A 23,704-nucleotide genomic window follows, 5' to 3' on the forward strand; every position below is an offset into this window, starting at 1 on the left:
AGAGTTTTCTGGGGCGAAAGGGGGTAATGAACTGGCGTATTATTTGGCGACAAAAAGGGCGGCGTGGTAGTAAAACGACGGTCGGCCAGCGTGAAAAAGGGGCTTTCGCCCTCTTAAGATTATTGACAGCGTCTGCCCCTGCTGGCTGTAAGACCCAGCCGACGAAGGGAACACAGTCAGATCGGAAAGTCGCAAAAGCCGCCATCCCTGGCATGCCCGGCCCGCGCGATTACGCACCTCATCCCTGAGGTGCGCCCGTAACAGGGCCAACGCGTTGCGTTGTTCAAAAACGCTCCCGGCGTTATTTTCCGGACGGCGGGACGCTTTCCTCCTCTGCCCGTGTTCCCTACGCTTTAAGCTAATGTGTTGCTGCTAAATTCGTTCAGCTGTGAGTTTGTCAGAAATCTGAAGGGGCTTTCGCCCCCTGAACCATACTCAGGAAAGGAGTTCACACTGCGGCGGCAGGCGACAGCTCAGCGCGCCCGCCATCACCTCAATCACGAATTCGCGCCCGGAGAGCGGTTCACCATCCAGGTTAAAGGTCATCTCGTGCGGAGAGCGAATCGTCAGCGACTCCAGCTGCGTGGTGACGATGCCGGGGTTGTCATCGTCACCGGTCAGCGAGTGCAGCAGCGTCGGCAGCAGCTCCTGCGCGGTCACAATACTGACGTCAAGCCGGCCATCGTTGATCAGCGCACCAGGGCATAAGCGCTGACCGCCGCCCGCCTGACGCCCGTTACCGATACCGATAACCAGCGCATCACCCTGCCAGGCGAAATCGGGACCGCTGATCTCGCAGGTATCGGGTTTCAGCGTATCCATGCGCATCAGGCCGTGAATAAAGTAGGAGACACCGCCCAGCGCCGACTTCAGTTTTTCCGGTGTTTCTGTGGTGATGCGGGTGCCAAATCCGCCCGTCGCCATATTGATGAAGTAGTGGCTCTGGTTCACTCTGGCCAGGTCGATGGCATGCGCTTTGCCCTGAATCGCCAGTCGCAGTGCCGGTTCCATCTCTTCCGGAATACCGACGCTGGTGGCAAAGTCGTTGGCAGTGCCCAGCGGCAGGATACCCAGCACCGGGCGATGATCGGCATCTGATGCCGCCAGCGCAGTGGCAACCTCATTAATGGTGCCATCGCCGCCACCGGCTACGACGGTCTCCGCCTGTAGCCCAATCGCCTCTCTGACGTACCTGTCGCCATCGCCTTTTTCGAACGTGACACGCACCGCAATGTCGAAGCCTTCTTCACGCAGGGTGGTAATGGCTTCGCGCAGATCATCATTACCCGCGCCTTTCCCATTCAGGATGAGCAGCGTAAGCGGTTTATTGTCCATTTTGCGTTCCTTGAAGATCTACAGAGTAAGAAGGGAATATATAGCACAGCTGCCAGCAGTAAATTATTGGCGAAAGAGAGAAAAAAGAAAACCCGCACGGGGGAGCCGGGCGGGTAAATGAGGTGGTTCCTGGTAAATCTGCCGTTTGTTGTTACTCGTTAGCAGCAGGCGGGACTATAAAGCAGCGCTGAGCAGGGGTCTGTGATCCTGTTCTGATTTCCTCAAATTGTTTCCGTTGGTAAACGATTATGAGGATCACGGGTATCTTCGCCGTGATCAAAATTGCGCAGCAGCAGCGCAAAACGCAGATCGACCTCTTCCGGCACCCGCAGCCAGACGCGATGGCCATCGCCGGGAGCAACCTCAGTGGGTTCACCACGCGCATTCTGCAGTGCATCCAGCTGGCCATTCAGGTTGCCTTCGGGCGTCATGATCTCCACGCTGTCGTGCAGCATAAACTTGTTCTTCACAGCCACTTCCGCCCATTCGCCCCGACGCTCGCCGGTAAATTCACCGACAAACTGCTGGCGATCCGAGACCGAAAAGCCCTGCTGATAATTCTGGTAGCTGTCATGGGTATGACGGCGCAGGAAACCTTCGGTATAGCCGCGATGGGCCAGGCCTTCCAGCTTTAACAGCAGTGAGGGGTCAAACGGCTTACCGGCCGCGGCATCGTCAATCGCCCGGCGATAAACCTGAGCGGTGCGGGCGCAGTAGTAGTAGGACTTGGTGCGTCCTTCAATTTTCAGCGAATGCACGCCCATCTCGCTGAGCCGCTCCACGTGTGCCACTGCGCGCAGATCCCGCGAGTTCATGATGTAGGTGCCGTGTTCATCTTCGAACGCGCTCATCACCTCACCCGGCTTCATCTTCTCTTCCAGCAGAAATACCTTGTCGGTGGGCTGACCGATGCCCAGCGTGGGCGTCACATCCTGTACCGGGATGGGCTCATGAATACCGACGATATTCCCCACTTCATCCTGCTGGCCTTCCGCCACTTTATACTCCCAGCGGCAGGCGTTGGTGCAGGTGCCCTGATTCGGATCGCGTTTGTTCATATAGCCTGACAGCAGACAGCGACCGGAATAGGCCATACAGAGCGCACCATGAACAAACACTTCCAGCTCCATCTCCGGCACCTGCTGGCGGATCTCAGCGATCTCCTCCAGTGACAGCTCGCGTGACAGAATCACCCGGCTCAGCCCCATCTGCTGCCAGAATTTTACCGTGGCCCAGTTTACCGCATTGGCCTGCACCGACAGGTGAATCGGCATTGACGGGAACGCGTCACGCACCAGCATGATCAGGCCGGGATCGGACATGATCAGTGCGTCAGGCTGCATCGCTACCACCGGCGTTAAGTCACGAATAAAGGTTTTCAGCTTGGCGTTGTGCGGTGCAATGTTCACCACCACGTAGAATTTTTTGCCCAGCGCGTGCGCTTCGTTGATGCCCAGTGCGAGGTTCTCGTGGGTAAATTCGTTGTTGCGCACCCGCAGGCTGTAGCGTGGCTGGCCGGCATAGACAGCATCGGCGCCATAAGCAAAGGCATAACGCATGTTTTTCAGCGTGCCGGCGGGGGAAAGCAGTTCGGGTTTCATGATGTTCTCACTGATGTCAGGTCAGTATGCCGCCTGAAGCGGCAGGTGCAGGGCCGTTAAGAGCCTATCCCATTCGGCTATTTTATTTGTCAGTCTGAACCTGGGCAGTGCTCACAATCCTCACGTACTACGTGTACGCTCCGGTTGTTCCGCGCTGTCCGTGTCCAGACTGCCTGCAACAATTACGCCTACTGGGATAGGCTCTAAGCCCTGCAAAAGGTGCGGAATTGTAGGCAGTGAGAAAAGGGAAGTAAATTGATCGGGATCAAACTAGATCAAATGACAGGCGTCGGCTTCCCAGCGATAGCCCATGCCGTAGACCGCACGGATAAAGGGTTGCTCGCTGTCGAGATTCTCCAGCTTGCGCCGCAGATTCTTGATATGGCTGTCGATGGTGCGATCCGTGACCACGCGATAGTCATCATAGAGATGGTTGAGCAGCTGTTCGCGTGAAAAGACTTTGCCCGGTTCCAGCGACAGGGTTTTTAGCAGCCGGAACTCCGCCGGAGTAAGATCCAGCGGCTTGTCGCGCCAGCTGGCGAAGAAGCGGCTCTCATCAACCCGCAGTAACGAGGCGCTTTGCGGCTCTTCCGCTGACCGTTTGACCCGGCGCAGAATCGTTTTAACCCGCGCCACCACTTCACGCGGGCTGAAGGGTTTGCAGATGTAGTCATCCGCGCCCAGCTCCAGCCCCAGCAGCCGATCAATCTCTTCGGTGCGGGCGGTGACCATAATAATCGGCAGTTCGGAATGACGACGGATTTCGCGGCACAGCGTTAAGCCGTCGGTGCCCGGCAGCATCAAATCCAGCAGCATCAGGTCGGGTGGCGTCTGGCGCACATACTCCAGCACCGCATTGCCGTCGGCGATGTGATGGGTACGGTAGTTCGAGGCGTGCAGATAATCGATCATCAGCTGCGCCAGTTTCGGCTCATCTTCGACCACCAGAATCAGCGGGTCGTGGTTTTCCTGGCTCATAAGCGTCTACACAGGGGGAACATAGCGCAAGTGTAGCGCGATTTTCAGTCCACCTAAATCAGAGTGCGCCGCATGAATATCGCCGCCGTGTGCATCTGCGATATTTTTACAGATGGCCAGGCCCAGGCCCGAACCGCCGCTGGCGCGATTGCGCGAGCCTTCGGTGCGGAAAAAGCGCTCAAAAATCTGCACCTGATGTTCTCTGTCTACGCCCGGTGCGCTGTCATCAAACTCAATGTGCCAGTGGGGCGCTTCATACTTCAGCGTCACTTCAACCCGTCCACCGCTGTCGGTGTAGCGCAGGCTGTTTTCCAGCAGGTTAGTGAATAACTGCATCAGGCGGTCGGGATCGCCGAAGAAAGGCGCGTTGTCGGGCAGATTCAGCTTCAGCGTCAGGCCGTGCGCGCGATAACGTTCGGCAAAGCTGCCAGCGGTCACTTCCAGCAGCTGCACCAGATCGGTCGCCTGCTTGCGGTAAGCGAGGGCACCCACGTCCGACAGCGATAGCTGATGCAGGTCTTCGACCAGCTTAGTCAGCACCACGACTTCACTCTGCAGGGAGGCGATCGCATCCGGCGTCAGTTTGCGTACGCCATCCTGCATCGCTTCCAGTTCACCGCGCAGGATCGCCAGCGGCGTGCGCAGCTCATGGGAGATATCAGCCATAAAGGCGCGGCGCATGCTTTCGTTTTTCTCCAGCGAGCTGGCCAGCAGGTTAAAGTCACCGGCCAGCTGGCCCAGCTCATCCCGGCTGCTGACCTCAACGCGGGTGGCAAAATTGCCGGCCGCCAGATGATGCGTGCCATCGACCAGCCGCTTAACCGGCGCCAGCAGGCCCCGCGCCATCAGCCAGGTTGCCAGCGCCGCCAGCAGCGTTGACAGCCCCACGATAATCCAGCTGGTGCGCCGCTGCTGTTGATCAAAGTTAATATCGGTACTGCGCGTCAGCCGCTCCGGTGGCGAGCCGATCACCCAGCCAACCACCTTACCGGTACTGGTCGTGATATTGCGTCTTGTGCCTTCCGGGGGCACCGGCCCCGGCGGTCCGACCATCACTTTATATTTCTGATCGAGGACCCAGAACTGGGTGCGCCAGCCGTGTGGCGGCAGCTGACTGCTGCTGTCAGGATTCTGCTCCAGCGAACGCAGCATGGTGAAGATCAGCCGATCGTTGTGGCGCAGAAAATCCCAGTTCCCATGCTGCTCATACTGATCGGCCAGCGCATCGCTGAGCAGATTCAGGCGCTGCTGATTGCCGCGCTTGATGTAGTCGACAAAGCCGTGTTCGAAACTGAGGCGAACACCCCAGTGCATGGTGATCAGCACCAGCATGCAGGTGGCGAAAATCGCCATAAACAGTTTGGCCCCGATGCCCAGGCGCAGGTTAACTCTCATTTTTTTCTCCGGCGTCGCAGATCAACGTTGGTACTTACCTGTGGCGGGACGCGCCAGAACACCAGCGCGGGCAGGATGATAATCAGCGACATGCAAAGGTAGGTATAAATAAACATCTGGTGCTCCGCTGCGCTGTTTGCTGCGCTCTCCTGGGCAAACGCGCCCAGCAGCAGACCGGCCACGGTGACGCCAATACTCATCGACAGCTGCATAATCATCGACAGCAGGCTGTTGCCGCTGGAGGCCAGCTCATCCGGCAACTCCTTCAGCGTCAGGGTATTCATCGAAGAGAAGCGAATGGCGTTGACCATGCCCTGCAGAAACAGCACCAGCGGCAGCAGCCAGACCCAGCCCATGAGCGCCACCAGCGGGAACAGCAGGACCACCAGCGCCAGTGACACGGTCGACATCACCAGCACATTACGGTAGCCATAGAGATTGACGATGCGCACCACAATACGCTTCATTCCCATATTGCCCAGCACCATCGGAATCATCATCAGACCGGCGTGAAACGGGCTGTAGCCCATGCCGAGCTGCAGAAAGATTGGCGTCATAAAGGGCAGCATGCCGCTGCCGATGCGGCCGGTAAAACTGCCGAGCAGGCCAATAGAGTAAACGCGATTATCAAACAGCTTCAGGCTGAACAGCGCGTTATCATTGCCGCGCGCATGCATCAGGTAAAACAGCAGAGAAAACATGCCAGTGAGGATCATGGCACCCAGCAGCAATGGCGAACCGCCGCTGCTGCGCTGACCATCCAGCGCCAGTGTCAGGGTAGCCATTCCGGCGGCCAGCAGGATAAAACCACCGAAATCAAAGCGGCGCGTCTGCATGCGGTAGTTGGGCATCAGCATCAGGGTGGCGATAGCGCCTGCAATGCCGACTGGAATATTAATCAGAAAGATCCAGTGCCAGCTGGCGTACTCCACCAGCACGCCGCCCAGCGCCGGACCCAGCAGCGGACCAATCTGGCCGGGCAGGGTGACAAAGGTCATGGCCGACATGTACTGTTCGCGCGGCACGATTTTCATCACCGTCAGGCGACCCACCGGCACCATCATGGCCCCGCCAATCCCCTGAACCACGCGCGACAGCACCAGCTGATCCAGTGTGCCGGAGATGGCGCACAGCAGCGAACCCAGGCTGAACAGCACAATCGCGCAGAAGAAGATGTTGCGCACGCCAAAGCGATCCGCCAGCCAGCCGCTGACCGGCAGCATCACGGCCACCGTCAGCACGTAATAGACGATCACCGAGTGCATGTGCAGCGGACTGACGCCCAGGTCGTGTGCCATCGACGGGATCGCGGTATTGACGATGGTGGTATCCAGCGTCTGCATAAAGAAACCGATGGCAACAATCCACAGTTGCCAGCGGACGTTTGTGCTTTGCGTAGTCATCAATCCCCCCGATCAAGGCATCACATCCGCCGTCCGTCGCAGCCAGACCCATTACGGCTGCTGTGCGGCGGCCAGCGGGCGTTTTCTGCGCCGCAGCTTATCCATCATCAAATAGACCACCGGCGTGGTGTAGAGCGTCAGCAACTGACTCATCACCAGGCCGCCCGCGATGGTAATCCCCAGCGGCTGGCGCAGTTCAGCACCGTCGCCGCTGCTCAGCACCAGCGGCAGCGCGCCAAACAGCGCCGCCAGCGTGGTCATCATAATCGGCCGGAAGCGCAACAGGCAGGCCTGGAATATCGCCTCCCGCGCGCTGAGCTGGCCGTTGCGTTCGGCCTCCAGCGCAAAGTCGACCATCATGATGGCGTTCTTTTTCACGATGCCGATCAGCAGCAGAATCCCGATTAGCGCGATCAGGCTGAAGGGCGTATCAAACAGTTCCAGCGCCAGAAGCGCCCCCACACCCGCCGAGGGCAGGGTTGAGAGAATGGTCAGCGGATGCACATAGCTCTCATAGAGGATACCCAGCACGATATAGACCGCCGCTATCGCCGCCAGCATCAGCCAGAGCTGGCTGCTCTGCGACTGCTGAAACACCTGCGCGGTTCCGGCAAAGCTGCCACGCACGCTGGATGGCACGCCGATCGCCGTCATGGTGCGTTCAATCGCCTCCGACGCCTGTGACAGCGACACACCCTCTGGCAGGTTGAATGAGATGGTCGATGCCGCCGACAGCCCTTCATGATTGACCGACAGCGGCGCATTCGCTGGCTGCCAGTGGGCGAACCACGACAGCGGTATCGCTTTGCCTTCGCTGTTAATTACGAACATCTGCGACAGGGCGCTGATATCCTGGGTGTAGCGTGGATCGACCTCCATCACCACTTTGTACTGGTTAAGCGGCTGATAGATGGTAGAGATCTGACGCTGACCAAAGGCGTTGTTCAGCAGGGCATTAGCCTGAGAGACGTCGATACCGAGACGCGCCATGCTTTCGCGGTCATAGGTCAGCGCCATCTCGCTGCCTTTATCCTGCTGATCGGAGTTCACGTCCGCCAGCTGCGGCAGGGCAGAGAACGCCTCACGGATTTTCGGCTCCCACATTCGCAGCGCGGCGAGATCGTCCGACAGCAGCGAATACTGATAACCGGCATTCGACTCCCGGCCACCGACCCGCAGATCCTGCACCGCATTCAGGTAGAGGCTGGCACCCGGCTCTCTTGCCAGCTTTGTGCGCAGCCGCGCGATGATCTCCACGGCGCTCTCTTTGCGCTCTGACAGCGGTTTCAGTGAGATAAACATTGAGCCGCTGTTGGTACGCATGCCACCGGTAAAGCCCACTACGCTGTCAACAGCGGGATCGGCGCCGACAATCTCCATAAAATCCTGCAGCTTACTGCGCATCGCCTGAAACGAAATGCTCTGGTCAGCAGAGATAAAGCCGGAGAGCCGACCGGTATCCTGTTCCGGCATAAAAGTTTTCGGAATATGAACAAACAGCCAGCCAGTCAGGAAGATGGTGGCGAAAAACAGCAGCATGATCCAGCGAGCATGGTTCAGCACCACGTTAAGCGAACGACCATACCCCTGCTGGATCGCCATCAGCAGCCGACCCGCGCCGCGCCGGCGGGGCTGGCTGCGTGGCCCATGCGGCTTCAGCAGATACGCGCACATCATCGGTGTCAGGGTGATGGAGATAAACAGCGAGATAACAATCGACACCGACAGCGTAATGGCAAACTCAGAGAAGAAACGGCCAATCAGCCCGCCGATCATCAGCAGCGGCAGGAACACGGCAACCAGCGACAGGCTCATCGACAGCACGGTAAAGCCGACTTCCCGAACCCCTTTCAGCGCGGCGGCCAGCGGTTTCATGCCCGCTTCGACGTGGCGGGCAATGTTCTCCAGCACCACGATCGCATCATCCACCACAAAGCCGGTGGCGATGGTCAGCGCCATCAGCGAGAGGTTATTCAGGCTGAAGCCGCACAGGTACATCGCTGCAAAGGTGCCGATCAGCGAAACCGGCACGGCGACGGCGGGGATCAGCGTGGCACGACCGGAGCGCAGGAAAACAAACACCACCAGAATCACCAGCGCCACGGCGATTAACAGAGACTGCTCCACTTCATGCAGCGAGGCGCGAATGGTGGGCGAGCGATCCTGAGCAATCTGCAGATCGATGGCGGCGGGGATCACCTCATGCAGCAGTGGCATTTCGGCACGGATCCGGTCAACCGTATCGATGACGTTGGCTTCAGGCGTTTTGCGGATCAGCAGCAGCACCGCCGGTTTACCGCGCGACATCCCGGCGTTACGCACGTCCTGCACTGAATCCTCGACGGTCGCCACATCTGACAGCTTCACCGCTGCGCCGTTGTTGTAGTGCACTACCAGCGGCTGATACTCACGGGCGGTCTGCAGCGCGTCATTGGTACGCAACTGCCAGCGCTGCTGCGCGTCGTCCAGTGCGCCCTGCGGCCGACGCTGGTTGGCGTTCGAGATCGCGGTGCGCACCGCATCCAGCGACACGCCCTGATTAAACAGCGCCTGCGGATTGAGCGCCACGCGCACCGCAGGCAACGAACTGCCGCCCACGGTGACGTCGCCCACGCCCTCGATCTGTGACAGTTTTTGTGCCAGCTGGGTCGAGGCGTAATCATAGAGCTGACCGGGATTATAGGTATCCGAGGTCAGCGTCATGATCATAATTGGCGCATCCGAAGGGTTCACTTTGCGATAAGTGGGACGCGACGGCATGCCGGTGGGCAGCAGGCTTTGCGCTGCATTGATCGCGGCCTGCACATCACGCGCCGCGCCGTTAATGTCGCGATCAAAATCGAACACCAGAATGATGCGGGTGCTGCCCAGCGAACTGGTAGAGGTCATTTCACTGACGCCCGCGATGCGTCCCAGCGAGCGCTCCAGCGGCGTGGCCACCGACGACGCCATAATCTCCGGCGACGCGCCCGGCAGTGACGCCGAGATAACGATCACCGGAAAATCGACCTGCGGCAGCGGCGCCACTGGCAGCAGCCGGAAACCCAGCATACCCGCCAGGGCGATGGCCAGCGTCAGCAGGGTCGTCGCGACGGGCCGGTTGATGAACAGGGCAAAGAACTTCACTCTGCGGCCTCCGTGCGGCCAAAGCGGCGACGGGTGGCGTGAGCCAGTCGATCAAACAGCAGGTAGATCACCGGCGTGGTGAACAGCGTCAGCACCTGGCTCAGAATCAGCCCGCCGACCATGGCAATGCCCAGCGGATGACGCAGTTCGGCCCCGACGCCGGTGCTGAGCATCAGCGGCAGCGCGCCGAGCAGGGCCGCCAGGGTGGTCATCAGAATCGGGCGGAAGCGCAGCAGGCAGGCCTGATAGATCGCATCATAAGGCTTCATACCCTGTTCACGCTCCGCCGCCAGCGCAAAGTCGATCATCATGATGGCGTTCTTTTTCACGATGCCGATGAGCAGGATGATGCCGATAATCGCCACGATATCCAGCTCATTGCCGCTGAGCATGAGCGCCAGCAGCGCGCCGACGCCCGCGGTGGGCAGCGTCGAGAGAATGGTGATCGGGTGAATAAAGCTCTCATAGAGCACGCCCAGCACGATGTACATCGCCACAATGGCCGCCACAATCAGCCAGACCGTGCTGCTGAGCGCCGCCTCAAAGGCCAGCGTGCTGCCCTGGAACTGGGTCATCAGCTCGGCAGGCATGCCAAGCTGCGCTTCCGCCTGTGACACGGCTTTTACAGCATCTTCCAGCGAATAGCCGTCAGCCACGTTGAACGAGAAGGTCGCCGACGGGAACTGGTCGAGATGGTTAATGCTCAATGGCGTGTGGCGCTGCTCGATGCGGGCAATGGCGCTCAGCGGCACGCTGCCGCCGTCGCTGCTGTTCAGGCGAATCGCATCCAGACTCGCCAGCCCTGGCGTGGCGTTATTATCCTGCTCCAGCACCACGCGATACTGATTCGCCTGGGTATAGATGGTGGAGATCAGCCGCTGCCCAAAGGCGTTATACAGCGCGTTATCGACGTCCGCCATGCTGATGCCGAGGCGGCTGGCACTGTCGCGGTCCACGTTGACATAGGCTTCCAGTCCCTGATCCTGCCAGTCACTGCTGACATCGCGCAGCTGTGGCAGGGTGCTGAGCCGGGTCAGCAGGGCCGGAACCCAGGTGCTGAGCGACGACAGTGAACCCGATTGCAGTGTGAACTGGTACGGTGTGCGGCTCGCCTGGGTATCAATGGTGAGATCCTGCACCGCCTGCAGCCACAGCTGCACGCCCGGCACCGCACTGACCTGCTGTTGCAGGCGCTGCTGTATAGCAGGAATCCGGTTGTCGCGCTGATCCAGCGGCTTGAGGTTGATCTGCAGCCGCGCGCTGTTCAGCGAAGCATTGGTGCCATCCACGCCGACAAACGAGGTCATGCTCTCAACCGCCGGATCTTTCATAATGATGGAGGCAACATCGCGGGTGCGCTGCGCCATACTGGCGTAGGAGACCGACTGCGGGGCCTGCAGCGTACCCTGAATAATGCTGTTGTCCTGCTGCGGGAAAAAGCCTTTCGGGATCACCATCCACAGCAGCAGCGTCAGGACCAGCGTGCCCAGCGCCACCGACAGCGTCAGCCAGGGGTGATTCAGCACCCGGCTCAGGCCTCTACCGTAGGTGGCGACGATACGATCAAACATCGCTTCACTGGCCCGCGAAAAGCGGTTCTGTTTGCGCAGCGACTCCGCGCTCAGCATCCTGGCGCACATCATCGGCGTCAGGGTCAGTGACACCACCGCTGAAATCAGAATCGCCACCGCCAGCGTGACGGCAAATTCACGGAACAGGCGGCCAATCACGTCGCCCATAAACAGCAGCGGGATCAGCACCGCAATCAGCGAGAAGGTCAGGGAGATGATGGTGAAGCCGATCTCTCCGGCCCCTTTCAGCGCAGCGGTCAGCGGTTTTTCTCCTTTCTCGATATAGCGTGAGATGTTCTCAATTACCACGATGGCATCATCGACCACAAAGCCGGTGGCGATGGTCAGCGCCATCAGCGTCAGGTTATTGATGGAAAAGCCCAGGAAGTACATCGCCGCAAAGGTGCCAATCAGCGAAAGCGGGACCGCCACCGCCGGGATCAGCGTGGCGGGCACGTTGCGCAGAAACAGATAGATGATCATCACGACCAGCGCCATCGCCAGCATCAGCTCAAACTGCGTGTCGTTCACTGAAGCGCGAATATTGGTGGTGCGGTCGGTGAGCAGTTTAACGTCTACAGACTTTGGCAGAGCGGCAGTCAGGGCGGGCAGCATGGCACGGATATTATCCGCCGTGGCGATGATATTGGCGCCAGGCTGACGCTGAACGTTGAGCACAATCGCCGCATCGCGGTTAGCCCAGGCTCCGAGCCAGCTGTTTTCAGCTCCCTGTTCGATAGTTGCCACATCACCCAGACGTACCGGCGCACCATTTTTATAGCTGATGATCAGCTGGCGATAATCTTCCGCCGATTTCATCTGGTCATTGGCTGACAGGGTGACGGAGCGGGTCGGGCCATCCAGGCTGCCTTTGGCAGAATTGACGTTGGCATTGCTGATGGCAGTCCGCACCGTTTCGCTGGTCAGACCCAGCGCCGCCAGCGCCTGCGCATTCATCTTCACCCGCACCGCCGGACGCTGGCCGCCCGAAAGCGTCACCAGCCCGACGCCGCTGACCTGAGAGATTTTCTGTGCGACACGCGTTTCCACCATGTCCTGCACCTGCGTCAGCGGCATGCTGCGCGTGGTGACGGCCAGCGTCATGATCGGCGGATCGGCAGGATTCACTTTGCTGTAGACCGGCGGATTAGGCAGGTCGTTGGGCAGCAGGTTGGTCGCTGAGTTAATGGCCGCCTGCACTTCCTGTTCGGCCACATCCAGCGGCAGCGTCAGCTGGAACTGTAGCGTCACGACCGAGGCACCGCCGGAGCTTTGCGACGCCATCTGTTTCAGGCCGGACATCTGACCAAACTGGCGCTCAAGCGGGGCGGTGATGGAGGAGGTGACCACATCCGGGCTGGCACCCGGATAGAGCGTGACGACCTGGATGGTCGGATAGTCAACTTCGGGCAGCGCCGAGACCGGCAGGAAGCGGTAGCCCAGTATCCCGGCCAGCAGAATCGCAATCATCAACAGCGTGGTGGCGACCGGGCGCAGAATAAACTGGCGTGACGGCCCGCCACTGTGATCGGGAGGCATGACCTGCATTACTCACGCTCTCCTTTTGACGGCAGGGTCGCGCGGGTGGCGCGCGGTGCGTTGCTCTGCGGCGCGACCACCTCAACTTTCGCACCTTCGGTCAGGCGATCCAGCCCGTCGGTCACCACGCGTTCACCCGCCTCCAGACCGGCGCTGATCACGACTTTTTCACTATCCTGCAGGCCGGCCATCACACTTTTCTTGCTGACCTTGTTGTCACTGTTGACCACCCAGACAAAGTGGCCCTCATTGCCCATCTGTAATGCGGCAGGCGGAATGACCACTGCATCCTGCAGGGTGTTGACCTTCAGTCGCACATTGACGAACTGGTTAGGGAACAGCGTGTCGTCCTGATTATCAAAACGCGCTTTGATTTTGATGGTGCCGGTAGTGACATCAATCTGGTTATCGAGGCTCAACAGTTTGCCGCTGGCGATCAGATTCTGATTACTGCGATCCCAGGCCTCCACCAGCAACGGCTGGCCGCTTTTCTGCGCCTGCAGAATCGAACTGATGCTGTTTTCTGCCAGGGTAAAAACCACATCAATCGGGTGCGTCTGGGTGATCACCACGATACCGGTGGTGTCGCCGCTGGTGACATAGTTGCCAACATCCACCTGTTTTAGCCCGACCCGGCCAGCAATCGGCGCGGTGATCCGGCTGTAGGTCAGATTAAGCTGTGCACTGGCAACGCCGCCCTCATCCGCTTTCAGGGTGCCGAGCGTTTCACTCACCAGGGAGCGCTGAGTGTCCAGCTCCTGTTGCGACACCAGCGAGGTTTTTGCCAGCTTCTCGAAGCGTGCCAGGTCGCGACGGGCATTCGCCAGCGTCGCCTGATCTTTCGCCAGCTGGCCCTGAGCCTGGGTTAACGCCACCTGATAAGGCCGCGGGTCGACTTCTGCCAGCAAATCGCCTGCGTTAACCTGCTGGCCTTCGGTGAAGTGGATCGCCAGCAGGTCGCCATTGACCCGACTGCGCACCGTGGCCGTGTTAGCGGCGGTCACCGTTCCCAGTCCACTAAGGAATTGCGGCACGCTCTGGCGGGTGGCGGTTGCCGCCTGAACCGGGGCGAGGGGACGACGCGCGCCATCACCCCCGCCTTTGCCGCCACGTGGCGCTGGCGAATCCGTCTGGCTGCTGCTCTGCGGCTGGGCATTGCGCTGCCAGGCATAGTAGCCGCCAGCGGCCACGGCGATCAGGGCCAGCACGATCAGGGTTTTCTTCATAACAGGATGTCGGGTGCTCATGATTGTTGATGCTCTCCAGCAGTGACGTAGTCCCAGGCGCAGGCATGAAAGGGGTAGCCTGCAAACGAAAGATTGTAGTCGCCTCTGACGGGCAGAAGTTGAAGGAAATAAGGATATCTGTCAGGGCGGGGTAATTATGCCTGTTCCTGCATTAATCGCAGCACAATCGTCATAAAGGCGTGAAATGACTTTGCTATGCTAAAAAACAGACCGTTTGTCAGGCAAATCAGGAGCAGATAATGAGTCAGAATCAAACCCGGCAGTTGGGTGACAGTGGTATTACGGTGCCGTTACTGACGTTTGGCGGCAACGTGTTTGGCTGGACAGTGGATCAAACCACCTCCTTTTCTCTGCTGGATGCGCTGGTGGATCGAGGCCTGTGGTTTATCGACACCGCCGATGTCTATTCCCGCTGGGCACCCGGTAACAAGGGCGGTGAGTCGGAAACCATTATTGGGGAGTGGCTGAAAAAAAGCGGCAAGCGCGATCGGATCGTGCTGGCAACTAAAGTCGGTATGGAACTGTCGCCGGAAAAAACCGGGCTGAAGCCGCAATATATCCGTCAGGCGGTCGAAGATTCACTGCGCCGGTTGCAGACCGACTACATCGACCTCTATCAGGCGCACCGTGACGATCAGGACACGCCGCTGGCGGACACGCTGAGCACCTTTGACAGTCTGATTCGCGAGGGGAAAGTGCGGGCTATTGGCGCCTCGAACTACAGCGCGGCGCGGCTTGAGGAGGCATTGCAGATCAGTGAAACGGAGGGGCTGGCGCGTTATGAAACCCTGCAACCGGAATACAACCTTTATGACCGCCAGCCCTATGAGTCGGAGCTGGAGCCGGTGGTCAGGGCGCACGGTTTAGGTGTGATCAACTACTACTCCCTCGCCAGCGGTTTTCTCAGTGGCAAATACCGTGATGCAGCGGATGCCAGTAAAAGCGCACGGGGTCAGGGCGTGGTAGACAAATACCTCAACCCGCGTGGTTTGCGGATCCTTGACGCGCTGGATGCGATCAGCGATGCGCATCAGGTGACACCGACGCAGGTGGCGCTGGCCTGGCAGATTGCCCGGCCCGGTATTACTGCACCGATTGTCAGTGCTACCTCACTTAAGCAGCTCGACGATCTGACTGGCGCGACGCAGCTCACGCTGACCCCGGAACAGATTGATCAACTGGACCAGGCCAGCCGCTAATTACAGGGGCGCTAGCGCCCCTTTTTACTTTGTGCCTGTTAAAAAGTGCGCATCCTGCCCGAAGAATAACCAATCAGCGATCCCGATCACAAATGCGTTAATAAACTGATGTTTCAGGAAATTATGCGCACGTATTTACAATAAATGATGATTAGTCAGCATTATCCTCTGCCCGTCACTTTCCGTAACTTACATAAGAATAAGCAAGATGAAAAACAGACTCGCAGAACAGCGTTTTCCGCTGCGCCGTGTGGCAACCGGCACCCTGATCATGGCCATGTTTTCCGCACAGGCCATCGCCGCTGATGCTTTCAGCCCGGACTCTGAATGGATGTTTGGTGACTGGGGGGGTTACCGAACGCAGTTGCAGGACGACGGCATCAAGTTTGACGTCAACTACACCATGGAAAGCGCCGCTAACTTAGGCGGCGGAGCCGATACCAATACCACCATGCGCTACAGCGATCAGTGGACGTTCGGCACCAATTTCGATCTGCAGAAGCTGCTGGACTGGCAGGATGCCGAGTTTCAGATGACCGTCACCAGCCGTAACGGGCAGAATCTTTCCGATCAGGTCGCCGATCAGCGCACCGGTATGCTCTCTTCGGTGCAGGAAGTTTATGGTCGCGGTCAGACCTGGCGTCTGACGCAGTTCTGGTTGCGCAAAGGGCTGTTCAACGATGTGGTCGATATCAAAGCCGGACGGGTAACGGTGGGTGAAGATTTCGACAACTTCGATGGCAATCTGTTCCAGAACCTGGCGCTGGGTAGCGGACAGGCGGGTAACTGGCGCGGCGATCGCTGGTTCAACTGGCCGGTGTCGCAGTGGGGCGGCCGGGTTAAGTTGACTATCACGCCGGATGTCTTCTTCCAGGTCGGTTTCTATAATCAGAACCGCGCTAACTACGATCGCGGCGATGGCTTCCGTCTGGATACCAGCAACTCCGAGGGGAATCTGGTGCCGGTGGAACTGGGCTGGAAACCGACGTTCGGGCCGGAGAAATTACCGGGTAACTATCGCATCGGTTATTACTATTCGTCAGTGGATGGCGATGTCTATGGCAGCTGGCGCAACGGCGGCTATCAGGATCAGGCGCATTCCTACGGCGGCTATCTGTTATTGCAGCAACAGCTGACCGCGCAGGATGGCAATGTGAACCGTGGTCTGGGCGTGCGTGTTCAGGCGGTGATGAACGATCACAAGACCTCGAAGACCGATAACTATCAGTCTATCGCCTTTACCTGGACAGGGCCGTTCGATGCCCGTCCGCAGGATGAGATCGGTGTGGGCGCGTCGCGTATTCATGTGAACAGCGACTATACCCGCTCACTGCGTCAGCAGAATCAGGCCAATGGCGAGAGCCGCTTTGACAGCCCGACTTATCTGCCGATTCAGGAAGGTTCAGAGTACAACTATGAGGTTTACTACAACGCCAAAGTGACCAACTGGATGTCACTGCGACCTAACCTGCAGTATGTGGTGGCGCCGGGCGCGGTGAGCGAAGTGAAGGATGCGTTTATCGGCGGTATCAGCGCCAATATTGCCTTCTGATAGCAGGCTAAAACGGCATCCTTAAAACCATTGCGGGGAGATCGTGCACAGGCTCAGGGAGCATACGCCTTCCGCAAAGACGCAAAAGACGCCATCCCTGGCAGGCTCAGCGCGGGCCATCCGTGGCCCGCGATGCTTTGCTACAGGCGTATGCTCCCATCGCTTTAAGATTCTGAGCTGCCTGTACGGAAAAGCGAGGAGCCGTTTTTACATCGATGCGCCACATTAGCGGAACATCACTTCCGCCCAGCGGGCCAGGCCTGCGGTGACGGAGGCGAAATCATCGCCGCCCGCAATCGGCTTGTCCGGCAGCGTCTGCTGCAGCGCTGCGCGCAGCAGTGGTGAACGCGCACTGCCACCGGTCAGATAAATCACATCAGGCTTGATCTGGCTGGTGGCCAGCGCGAGCTGCACCTGCTCCAGAATTTTCTCCAGTGGCTGACTGATGGCGTCCTGCAGCTGACCCACCCCAATCTCTGTCTCTAATGCCGCGGCAATAAAGTCGAGGGAGGCGGTATGCGCCGGGCTGGCTGACAGCGCAATTTTGCTCTCTTCTGCCGCGCGCACCAGCCGGTAACTGAGCTTCTGCTGCCACACTTTCAGCAGGCGAGCCACGACGTCACCCTGTTCAGCATCCCGCACCAGATCCCTCAGCCACTTACCGCAGGCCGGACTGTAAAAGTCACTCTGCGCCGGAACATCATTGATGGCGATGGCGTTCCACCACGGAAGGGCAGGCAACGCGGTGCCTTTCAGGGTGTTACCGCCCAGGCCCAGCAATGGCATCAGGGTCTTAAACGTCAGCATAATATCCAGGTCGTTCCCGCCAACGCGGCAACCGCTGTGACCCAGCAGGCTTTCACGGCGGTCTGCCTTATCACGCCATTTTGGCCCCATCAGCAGCATCGAGCAGTCGGTCGTACCGCCGCCGATATCCACCACCAGAACCGTCGTTTCCTGCTTCAGCGTCGCTTCGAAATCGAGTCCGGCGGCGACCGGTTCAAACTGAAACTCCACATCACGGAAGCCGGCGCGGTGAGCGGCGCGCAGCAGAATGCCTTCTGCCTGCTGGTTAGACTCTTCGCTGCCTAAGCCCTGAAAGTTGACCGGCCGCCCGATCACTGCCTGATCGATGGCCTGATCAAGCTGGCTTTCACCCTGCTGACGGATGTGCAGCATCATGGCGCAGACCAGATCTTCAAACAGGGCGACCTGCTGTGGCTTCAGGCCACTGGCACCGAGGAACGATTTGGGGGATTTAACGAACCAGACATCTTCGGGGTCGACCATGTAATGCTGCAGCGCGGTGAGGCCGAACTGCACGCTGTTGGGCTGGACCTCGATATCCTCTTCGCGGTTATAACGCATGGCACGTTGCAGCAGCGCCGTGGTTTCGCTGTCCGGTGTCGCCACCTGATGATGACGATAAAGCCATTCGCTGATCGACTCGCGGGTCGGCGCACAGATCATTGACGGCAGCAGGCGCTGATCGTTTTCCAGCGTTAACAGACGTGGCGTGCCATTTTCGCTGACTGCAATAGAGCAGTTAGCCGTGCCGTAATCGAATCCTATGAACATTTTCGCCCCCATGCCGGAAAAAAGGGGGCGACTTTAGCGCAGCTTCAGCAGGGTGGCAAGCAGGCAGCGCGGGAATTAACGGATAGCGAAGATGCGATCTTCAGCCAGAGAACGCAACGGCTGATGCTCGGCCACGGCACTGCCCCAGACGCCATCCACATCAAGGGTCGCCAGCGTGCTGAGTACGGCGGGTACTGAAATCGGACCGGCCAGCACCGAGATATTGCGCTGCGTTGCCTGGCCCTGAATGATGGTCAGCAGCATCTCATCCATCAGATTATTATGGACGTTAGCAACCAGTTCAGGGGCCAGCACCAGATAATCAACCACTTCGTCACTCAGCAGATTGAAGGCATCCAGGTTACGGCCAAAATGCTGCAACACGACACGACAGCCACACTGCCGCAGTTGCATCAGCGCGGCATAGAGCTGATCGCCTTTGCTCAGCACGCTGGCGGCAGGGAAAGCGAAACCACAGCGGCTGTCAGAGAGTCCCTCGGCAACAAAGCGCTGACAGAGTTGCTGCACGAAGACGGCATCGTTCAGTACCTGTGCATTGAGTGGCAGGATCACCGGAATGCCTTTGCTATTCAGCCTCTGCACATCGTGACGGAAAAAAGTATCCAGAATATTGTTATCCAGCCGGCGACGCAGCGAATCGTCAGGCAGGTTATTGCGCAGCAGGGTTTCATCCACCAGCAGCCCGTCAGCCGTTAAAAGCTGCACCTCAAGCAGCCAGATAAAGGCCGCCTGCGGTGTTTTAGGTGGCGCAACGGCCCAGGCCGGCAGTTCGATCTGCAGCGCATCAATCATTGCTGCATCCATGCCCTGATGATTACCCGGCAGCGGTAAACGATGCTGTTCGTAGATGACCAGCCGTCCGCGCCCGCTGCGTTTGGCGTTGTAACAGGCGATATCCGCCTGCGAAAGCACATCGCCGCTCTGGCAGTTATCCGCTGAAATCTGCGTGACGCCCGCGCTGGCACCCACATGATAAAGGCGGCCCAGCCACTGGAACCGGTAATCATTGACCGCGGCGACGATGCGCTGCACCACGTCATGCGCCTGATCGACTTCGCAATCGGGCATCAGCAGCGCAAACTCGTCGCCGCCCAGCCGGGCCAGGAAATCACTGCTGCGCAGGTGATGCTGCATTAAATCGGAGAGCTCACGCAGTAATGCATCGCCTGCGGCATGTCCGGCGCTGTCATTGACCGCTTTAAACTTATCCAGGTCGATAAAGACCAGCACATGCTGATGCTGATGTTCGGCCGCATCAAACAGCAGACGTTTAAGCTGAAGCTCGAAACTGGCGCGGTTCGGCAGGCGGGTCAGGGTGTCATGCAGCGCGCTATAGCTCAGCCGTTTCATCAGTTTGCGCGACTCACTCACATCCTGAATAACCATTACGGCACCCTGTTCCAGGCCCGCTTCGGAGCGCAGCGGTGTGATGCTGTAGTGAATATCGATATGGCCACCATCGGGCGTATGCAGCACCAGATCTTCCGCCAGACCGGGGGTGATTTTTTCCGCTGGTAGCTGGCATAACAGCAGATTCTCGACTTCGGGGCCGTTACGCCCCTGAGTGATATGCAGCAGTTCACTCAGCGGCTGACCGGCTGCCTGTTCCTGCGACAGGCCACTCATCTTCTCTGCTACCGGGTTCATAAAGGCGACGCGCATCTCTTTATCGGTGCTGATCACCGCTTCGCCGATGGAATCCAGGGTGATCGCCATGCGCTCTTTCTCCTGAAACAGCGCCTCATTAAGATTGCGCAGCGGCGTGATGTCCTGGCAGATGCCCAGCATGCGCTCAATGCGCCCCTCTTTGCTCAGTTGCCGGTTAGCCTGGGTGCGCACCCAGCGCTGTCCCTGGGCATCGACCACGCGGTACTCCATATGAAAAGCACTGCGCAGCTCAATTGCCTGCTGCACCGTCAGCGCGGCATACTCGCGATCGGCAGGATGGAGCAGATGGACCCAGAGGTCATAGCTGGGTGACTCATGCGGCGCAAGGCCAAACAGGGCGTACATGCGCTTGTCCCATAACATCTCGCCGGTCAGCAGGTTCCACTCCCACACGCCGATGCCGCCCGCCTCGTTGGCCAGCGTAATACGCTCCATCAGCCGGCGGTTCACCTGCTCACTCTGCTTCAGTTCTGAGATATCGATAATCTGCGCAATAAAGTAGAGCGGGGCATAGCTACTGTCGCGCACCAGCGAGACCGTCAGCCGCGCCCAGACAATTTCGCCATCTTTACGGAAATAGCGCTTCTCAAAAGTGTAGGTATCAATCTCACCCTCCAGCAACCGGGTCGCATGTTCCAGGTCGAGGCTGAGATCGTCGGGATGGGTAATCTGCTGAAAGGTCAGACGCTTCAGCTCTTCTGCCGGATAGCCCAGAATCTGACAGAGAGATCGATTCACCTGCAGCCAGTTGCCCTGCGGCGCGACGAGAGCCATACCGATGGCGGAATACTCCATGGCGTGACGAAAGCGGGTTTCACTGTCGGTAATGTGAAGTTTTTCGCGCCGGAACGCGTCCATCACCAGCGACATAATGTGACTGGGGATTAACACCAGCAGAAACGGCAGCCAGCTGGAGACCGGGCCGAGGGCGCTGTTGTTATTGACCACGTTGACCAGATCAAAAGCCAGCAGCATCGAGATAAAACTGGCGTTCAGGAAGAAGAGGACAAACGCCTGCAGCTTGGGCAGACGAACCGCGCACCAGAACAGGATCACCACAATAAAGGTAAAGGGCCACGGCAGGAAACGCAGTGCCAGATAACTGGCACCGAGGGTAAGCACCAGGGTCAGCAGCGATTCGGCCAGCCGCAGATCGCTGAACTGCGCGCGCCGTAGCGGCCAGGGCAGCAGCAGCAGCATCGGGCCTAATACCAGCATCCCGATGATCTCGGAGATGACCCAGGTATAGAAGAAGGGAAACGAGGCATGGCCACTGACCTGCAGCGTCCAGATCGCCAGCACGCCGCCGAGCAGCGGGGTCACGATGCCGACTGACACCACCATCCTTGCCCAGTCATGCAGCGAATTCAGCGGCGCGCGCCGATCCAGCAGGGCGCGCAGCAGCATGCCACCCACGCTGGCCTGAATAAGATTAAGCAGCGCGAATTTAATATTAGCGAGGGCAGGTCCGATGATGATGGCATTCGCCCCCGCAGTGCCCAGCACACAGGCGGTCAGCAGCAGCGGCAGCTGTCGTGACGGGCAGCGGAAAACCACGACGGTCATTAAGGTGGTCGGGAACCAGAGCGGGGAAATCTTCCCGCTGACAACGATCAGTTCAAGACAGAACATCGTCAGGACAAACACCACGCAGCCAAGCACCAGGGCCGAGAGCCAGCGGTTTGGCGGGTTATTTTGCGGGGACAGGATCTCTATCGTCATGCGGACTTCCGGCAGGGTGCAGGGCTCCGCAACGGCGAATCAGGCACCAGTCATTCTCTGACTGCATGCTAGCACATTCGGCAAAGAAAAAAGGGGTGAAATCAATATTGCCCGTTATTCGGCGAATTGACGGGCAGGGTAAAATTGATTGCCAGCGTGTTGATTACTGGCGGAAAAGATCGGCGCGGGTATAAGGTTTCTCCAGGCCCGCGAGGCTGGCAGAGAAGCGCTCCAGAAACTGCTGCGTCGTTGCGACGCGACCGTGACTCATCAATACAAACGGCACTAACAGCGCGGCACCCACCTGCGGCCAGCTGAAGCCTTTTAATGAGGTGCGGCGCTGCGAAATCAGAAACGCGGTGCTCAGCGTAAAGCCCAGCAGCAGACCGGTAGCGACCTCACTTTTAGAGTGGGCGTGGATCACCAGGCGTGAGAAACCGACCATCAGTGGGATCAGGTAACCGACGCCAATCGCCGCGATACGCCATTTTGCTGACCAGCGCCCGGAGATCAGCCATAACATGACCGGCCATAGCGTCGCGGACATGGCGCTGTGACCGCTGAAACCGGTGAAATTAAACCGGGCGCTGCCAATGCCAAATCCCAGAAACAGAATTTTCGAGAGGCTGACGGTCAGGCCAGCCAGGCCAAAAGCCACAATCCAGTAAAAGACCGTAAGACGATTGTCACTCTTCCACGGCAAAATCAGCGCAATAATCACCGCTGTCGGAATCAACAGCATGCTGTCGCCAAAATAGGTCAAAGTCTTCCAGTGCATACCACTCCTGATGCATCATTCGGTCGAAACGATTGCGGCGCGCGTCGTCAGAACAGCGCGCCGCGCAGGCCATTTTATTTATAGTATGGTGTGACGTTAGTTTATCGGTGAAATGAGTGGCGTCCAAAGGAGAAAGTCTGAAAAGTCGCCGACGCCATTTTTGTGGCATCAAAAGGCCGAAATCCCTATACTTAGCGCGAACACACCCTCTCCATTTCGGCCCGTCCGCTGCCCGCGTAATGTGTGACCAGTGGCAGGCTCCAGTTATCAGGTCCTAAAATAGTATGACTGACAAGTCTCATCAGTGCGTGATTGTAGGCATTGCCGGCGCTTCCGCATCCGGTAAAAGTTTAATTGCCAGCACGCTCTATCGTGAAATCCGTGATCAGGTAGGTGACGAGCACATCGGGGTGATCCCGGAAGATGCTTATTACAAAGATCAAAGTCACCTCACCATGGAAGAGAGGGTTAAAACCAATTATGACCATCCGAGTGCGATGGATCATGATTTGCTGTTGCAGCATCTGCAGGCGGTGAAAGCCGGCCAGGATATTGAGCTGCCGGTTTACAGCTATGTTGAACACACCCGCACCCAGCAGACGCATCACCTGAAGGCCAAAAAGGTCATTATTCTTGAAGGCATTCTGCTGTTGACTGACGCCCGTTTGCGCCAGGAACTCAACTTCTCTATCTTCGTGGACACGCCGCTCGACATCTGTCTGATGCGCCGCATGAAACGTGACGTCAACGAGCGTGGCCGTTCAATGGATTCGGTAATGAGTCAGTATCAGAAGACCGTGCGTCCGATGTTCCTGCAGTTTATCGAGCCATCAAAACAGTACGCCGATATTATTGTGCCGCGCGGCGGAAAAAACCGTATCGCCATCGATATCCTCAAGGCGAAAATCAACCAGTTTTTTGAATAACGCACGTCCTTCCGGACGTGGTGCAGACCGGCGGCAGGCACGCATGCCGGTTTGCTACACTTATG

Annotated in this window: 14 protein-coding genes; 3 read left to right on the plus strand and 11 right to left on the minus strand. The window is 58.4% G+C overall.

The annotated features are described in order from the left end of the window. Nucleotides 1-435: 435 nt before the first annotated feature. The 8 genes from yegS to EGO56_RS06535 form a co-directional block, all read right to left on the minus strand. Entirely contained in the window at nucleotides 436-1,335 is a 900-nt protein-coding gene (gene yegS / locus EGO56_RS06500; protein WP_135908074.1) for a lipid kinase YegS, read from the minus strand. A gap of 221 nt (nucleotides 1,336-1,556) precedes the next feature. Further along, nucleotides 1,557-2,939 carry a prephenate-dependent tRNA uridine(34) hydroxylase TrhP gene (trhP, locus tag EGO56_RS06505; RefSeq protein ID WP_135908076.1) on the minus strand — a complete coding sequence of 461 codons (1,383 nt, stop codon included), beginning with the start codon at nucleotides 2,937-2,939 and terminating at the stop codon, nucleotides 1,557-1,559. A 267-nt stretch (nucleotides 2,940-3,206) separates the two neighbouring features. Beyond that, entirely contained in the window at nucleotides 3,207-3,914 is a 708-nt protein-coding gene (baeR, locus tag EGO56_RS06510) for an envelope stress response regulator BaeR (RefSeq protein WP_135908078.1), read from the minus strand. Nucleotides 3,915-3,920: 6 nt separating this feature from the next. After that, nucleotides 3,921-5,309: an envelope stress sensor histidine kinase BaeS gene (gene baeS, locus EGO56_RS06515; RefSeq protein WP_135908080.1), complete on the minus strand. Its 1,389-nt coding sequence runs from the start codon at nucleotides 5,307-5,309 to the stop codon at nucleotides 3,921-3,923. Further along, the gene (mdtD, locus tag EGO56_RS06520) at nucleotides 5,306-6,712 is read right to left on the minus strand and encodes an MFS transporter (protein ID WP_135908082.1); all 1,407 of its coding nucleotides are present in this window, start codon (nucleotides 6,710-6,712) and stop codon (nucleotides 5,306-5,308) included. The genes baeS and mdtD overlap by 4 nt, the downstream gene beginning before the upstream one ends. Nucleotides 6,713-6,763: 51 nt before the next feature. Beyond that, the gene (gene mdtC / locus EGO56_RS06525; protein WP_135908084.1) at nucleotides 6,764-9,838 is read right to left on the minus strand and encodes a multidrug efflux RND transporter permease subunit MdtC; all 3,075 of its coding nucleotides are present in this window, start codon (nucleotides 9,836-9,838) and stop codon (nucleotides 6,764-6,766) included. Then, nucleotides 9,835-12,957, minus strand: coding sequence for an MdtB/MuxB family multidrug efflux RND transporter permease subunit (locus EGO56_RS06530; RefSeq protein WP_135908086.1), 3,123 nt, complete (start codon nucleotides 12,955-12,957; stop codon nucleotides 9,835-9,837). The genes mdtC and EGO56_RS06530 overlap by 4 nt, the downstream gene beginning before the upstream one ends. Then, nucleotides 12,957-14,195 (minus strand): MdtA/MuxA family multidrug efflux RND transporter periplasmic adaptor subunit, encoded by a 1,239-nt coding sequence (locus tag EGO56_RS06535; RefSeq protein ID WP_107319932.1) that lies wholly within the window; start codon nucleotides 14,193-14,195, stop codon nucleotides 12,957-12,959. The genes EGO56_RS06530 and EGO56_RS06535 overlap by 1 nt, the downstream gene beginning before the upstream one ends. A 239-nt stretch (nucleotides 14,196-14,434) precedes the next feature. On the opposite strand from EGO56_RS06535, the gene EGO56_RS06540 reads away from it, so the two are divergent. Then, entirely contained in the window at nucleotides 14,435-15,394 is a 960-nt protein-coding gene (locus tag EGO56_RS06540) for an aldo/keto reductase (RefSeq protein WP_135908087.1), read from the plus strand. A 208-nt stretch (nucleotides 15,395-15,602) separates the two neighbouring features. Continuing rightward, nucleotides 15,603-16,946, plus strand: coding sequence for a carbohydrate porin (locus EGO56_RS06545; RefSeq protein ID WP_167493424.1), 1,344 nt, complete (start codon nucleotides 15,603-15,605; stop codon nucleotides 16,944-16,946). Between the two features lie 225 nt (nucleotides 16,947-17,171). Here the strand turns inward: EGO56_RS06545 and yegD are convergent, their stop codons facing one another. The 3 genes from yegD to EGO56_RS06560 form a co-directional block, all read right to left on the minus strand. Next, a complete protein-coding gene (gene yegD / locus EGO56_RS06550; RefSeq protein ID WP_135908089.1) occupies nucleotides 17,172-18,524 on the minus strand; it encodes a molecular chaperone in 1,353 nt (450 codons plus the stop codon). Nucleotides 18,525-18,599: 75 nt separating this feature from the next. Next, a complete protein-coding gene (locus EGO56_RS06555) occupies nucleotides 18,600-21,935 on the minus strand; it encodes a diguanylate cyclase (RefSeq protein ID WP_135908091.1) in 3,336 nt (1,111 codons plus the stop codon). Nucleotides 21,936-22,098: 163 nt separating this feature from the next. Further along, nucleotides 22,099-22,713, minus strand: coding sequence for a phosphatase PAP2 family protein (locus EGO56_RS06560; RefSeq protein ID WP_135908093.1), 615 nt, complete (start codon nucleotides 22,711-22,713; stop codon nucleotides 22,099-22,101). 284 nt (nucleotides 22,714-22,997) lie between these two features. Between EGO56_RS06560 and udk the strand changes: the two genes are divergently transcribed. After that, nucleotides 22,998-23,639, plus strand: coding sequence for a uridine kinase (gene udk, locus EGO56_RS06565; RefSeq protein WP_013358471.1), 642 nt, complete (start codon nucleotides 22,998-23,000; stop codon nucleotides 23,637-23,639). Nucleotides 23,640-23,704 lie beyond the last annotated feature (65 nt).

Origin of the sequence: Pantoea vagans (genome assembly GCF_004792415.1) — a bacterium.
GTDB lineage: Bacteria > Pseudomonadota > Gammaproteobacteria > Enterobacterales > Enterobacteriaceae > Pantoea > Pantoea vagans.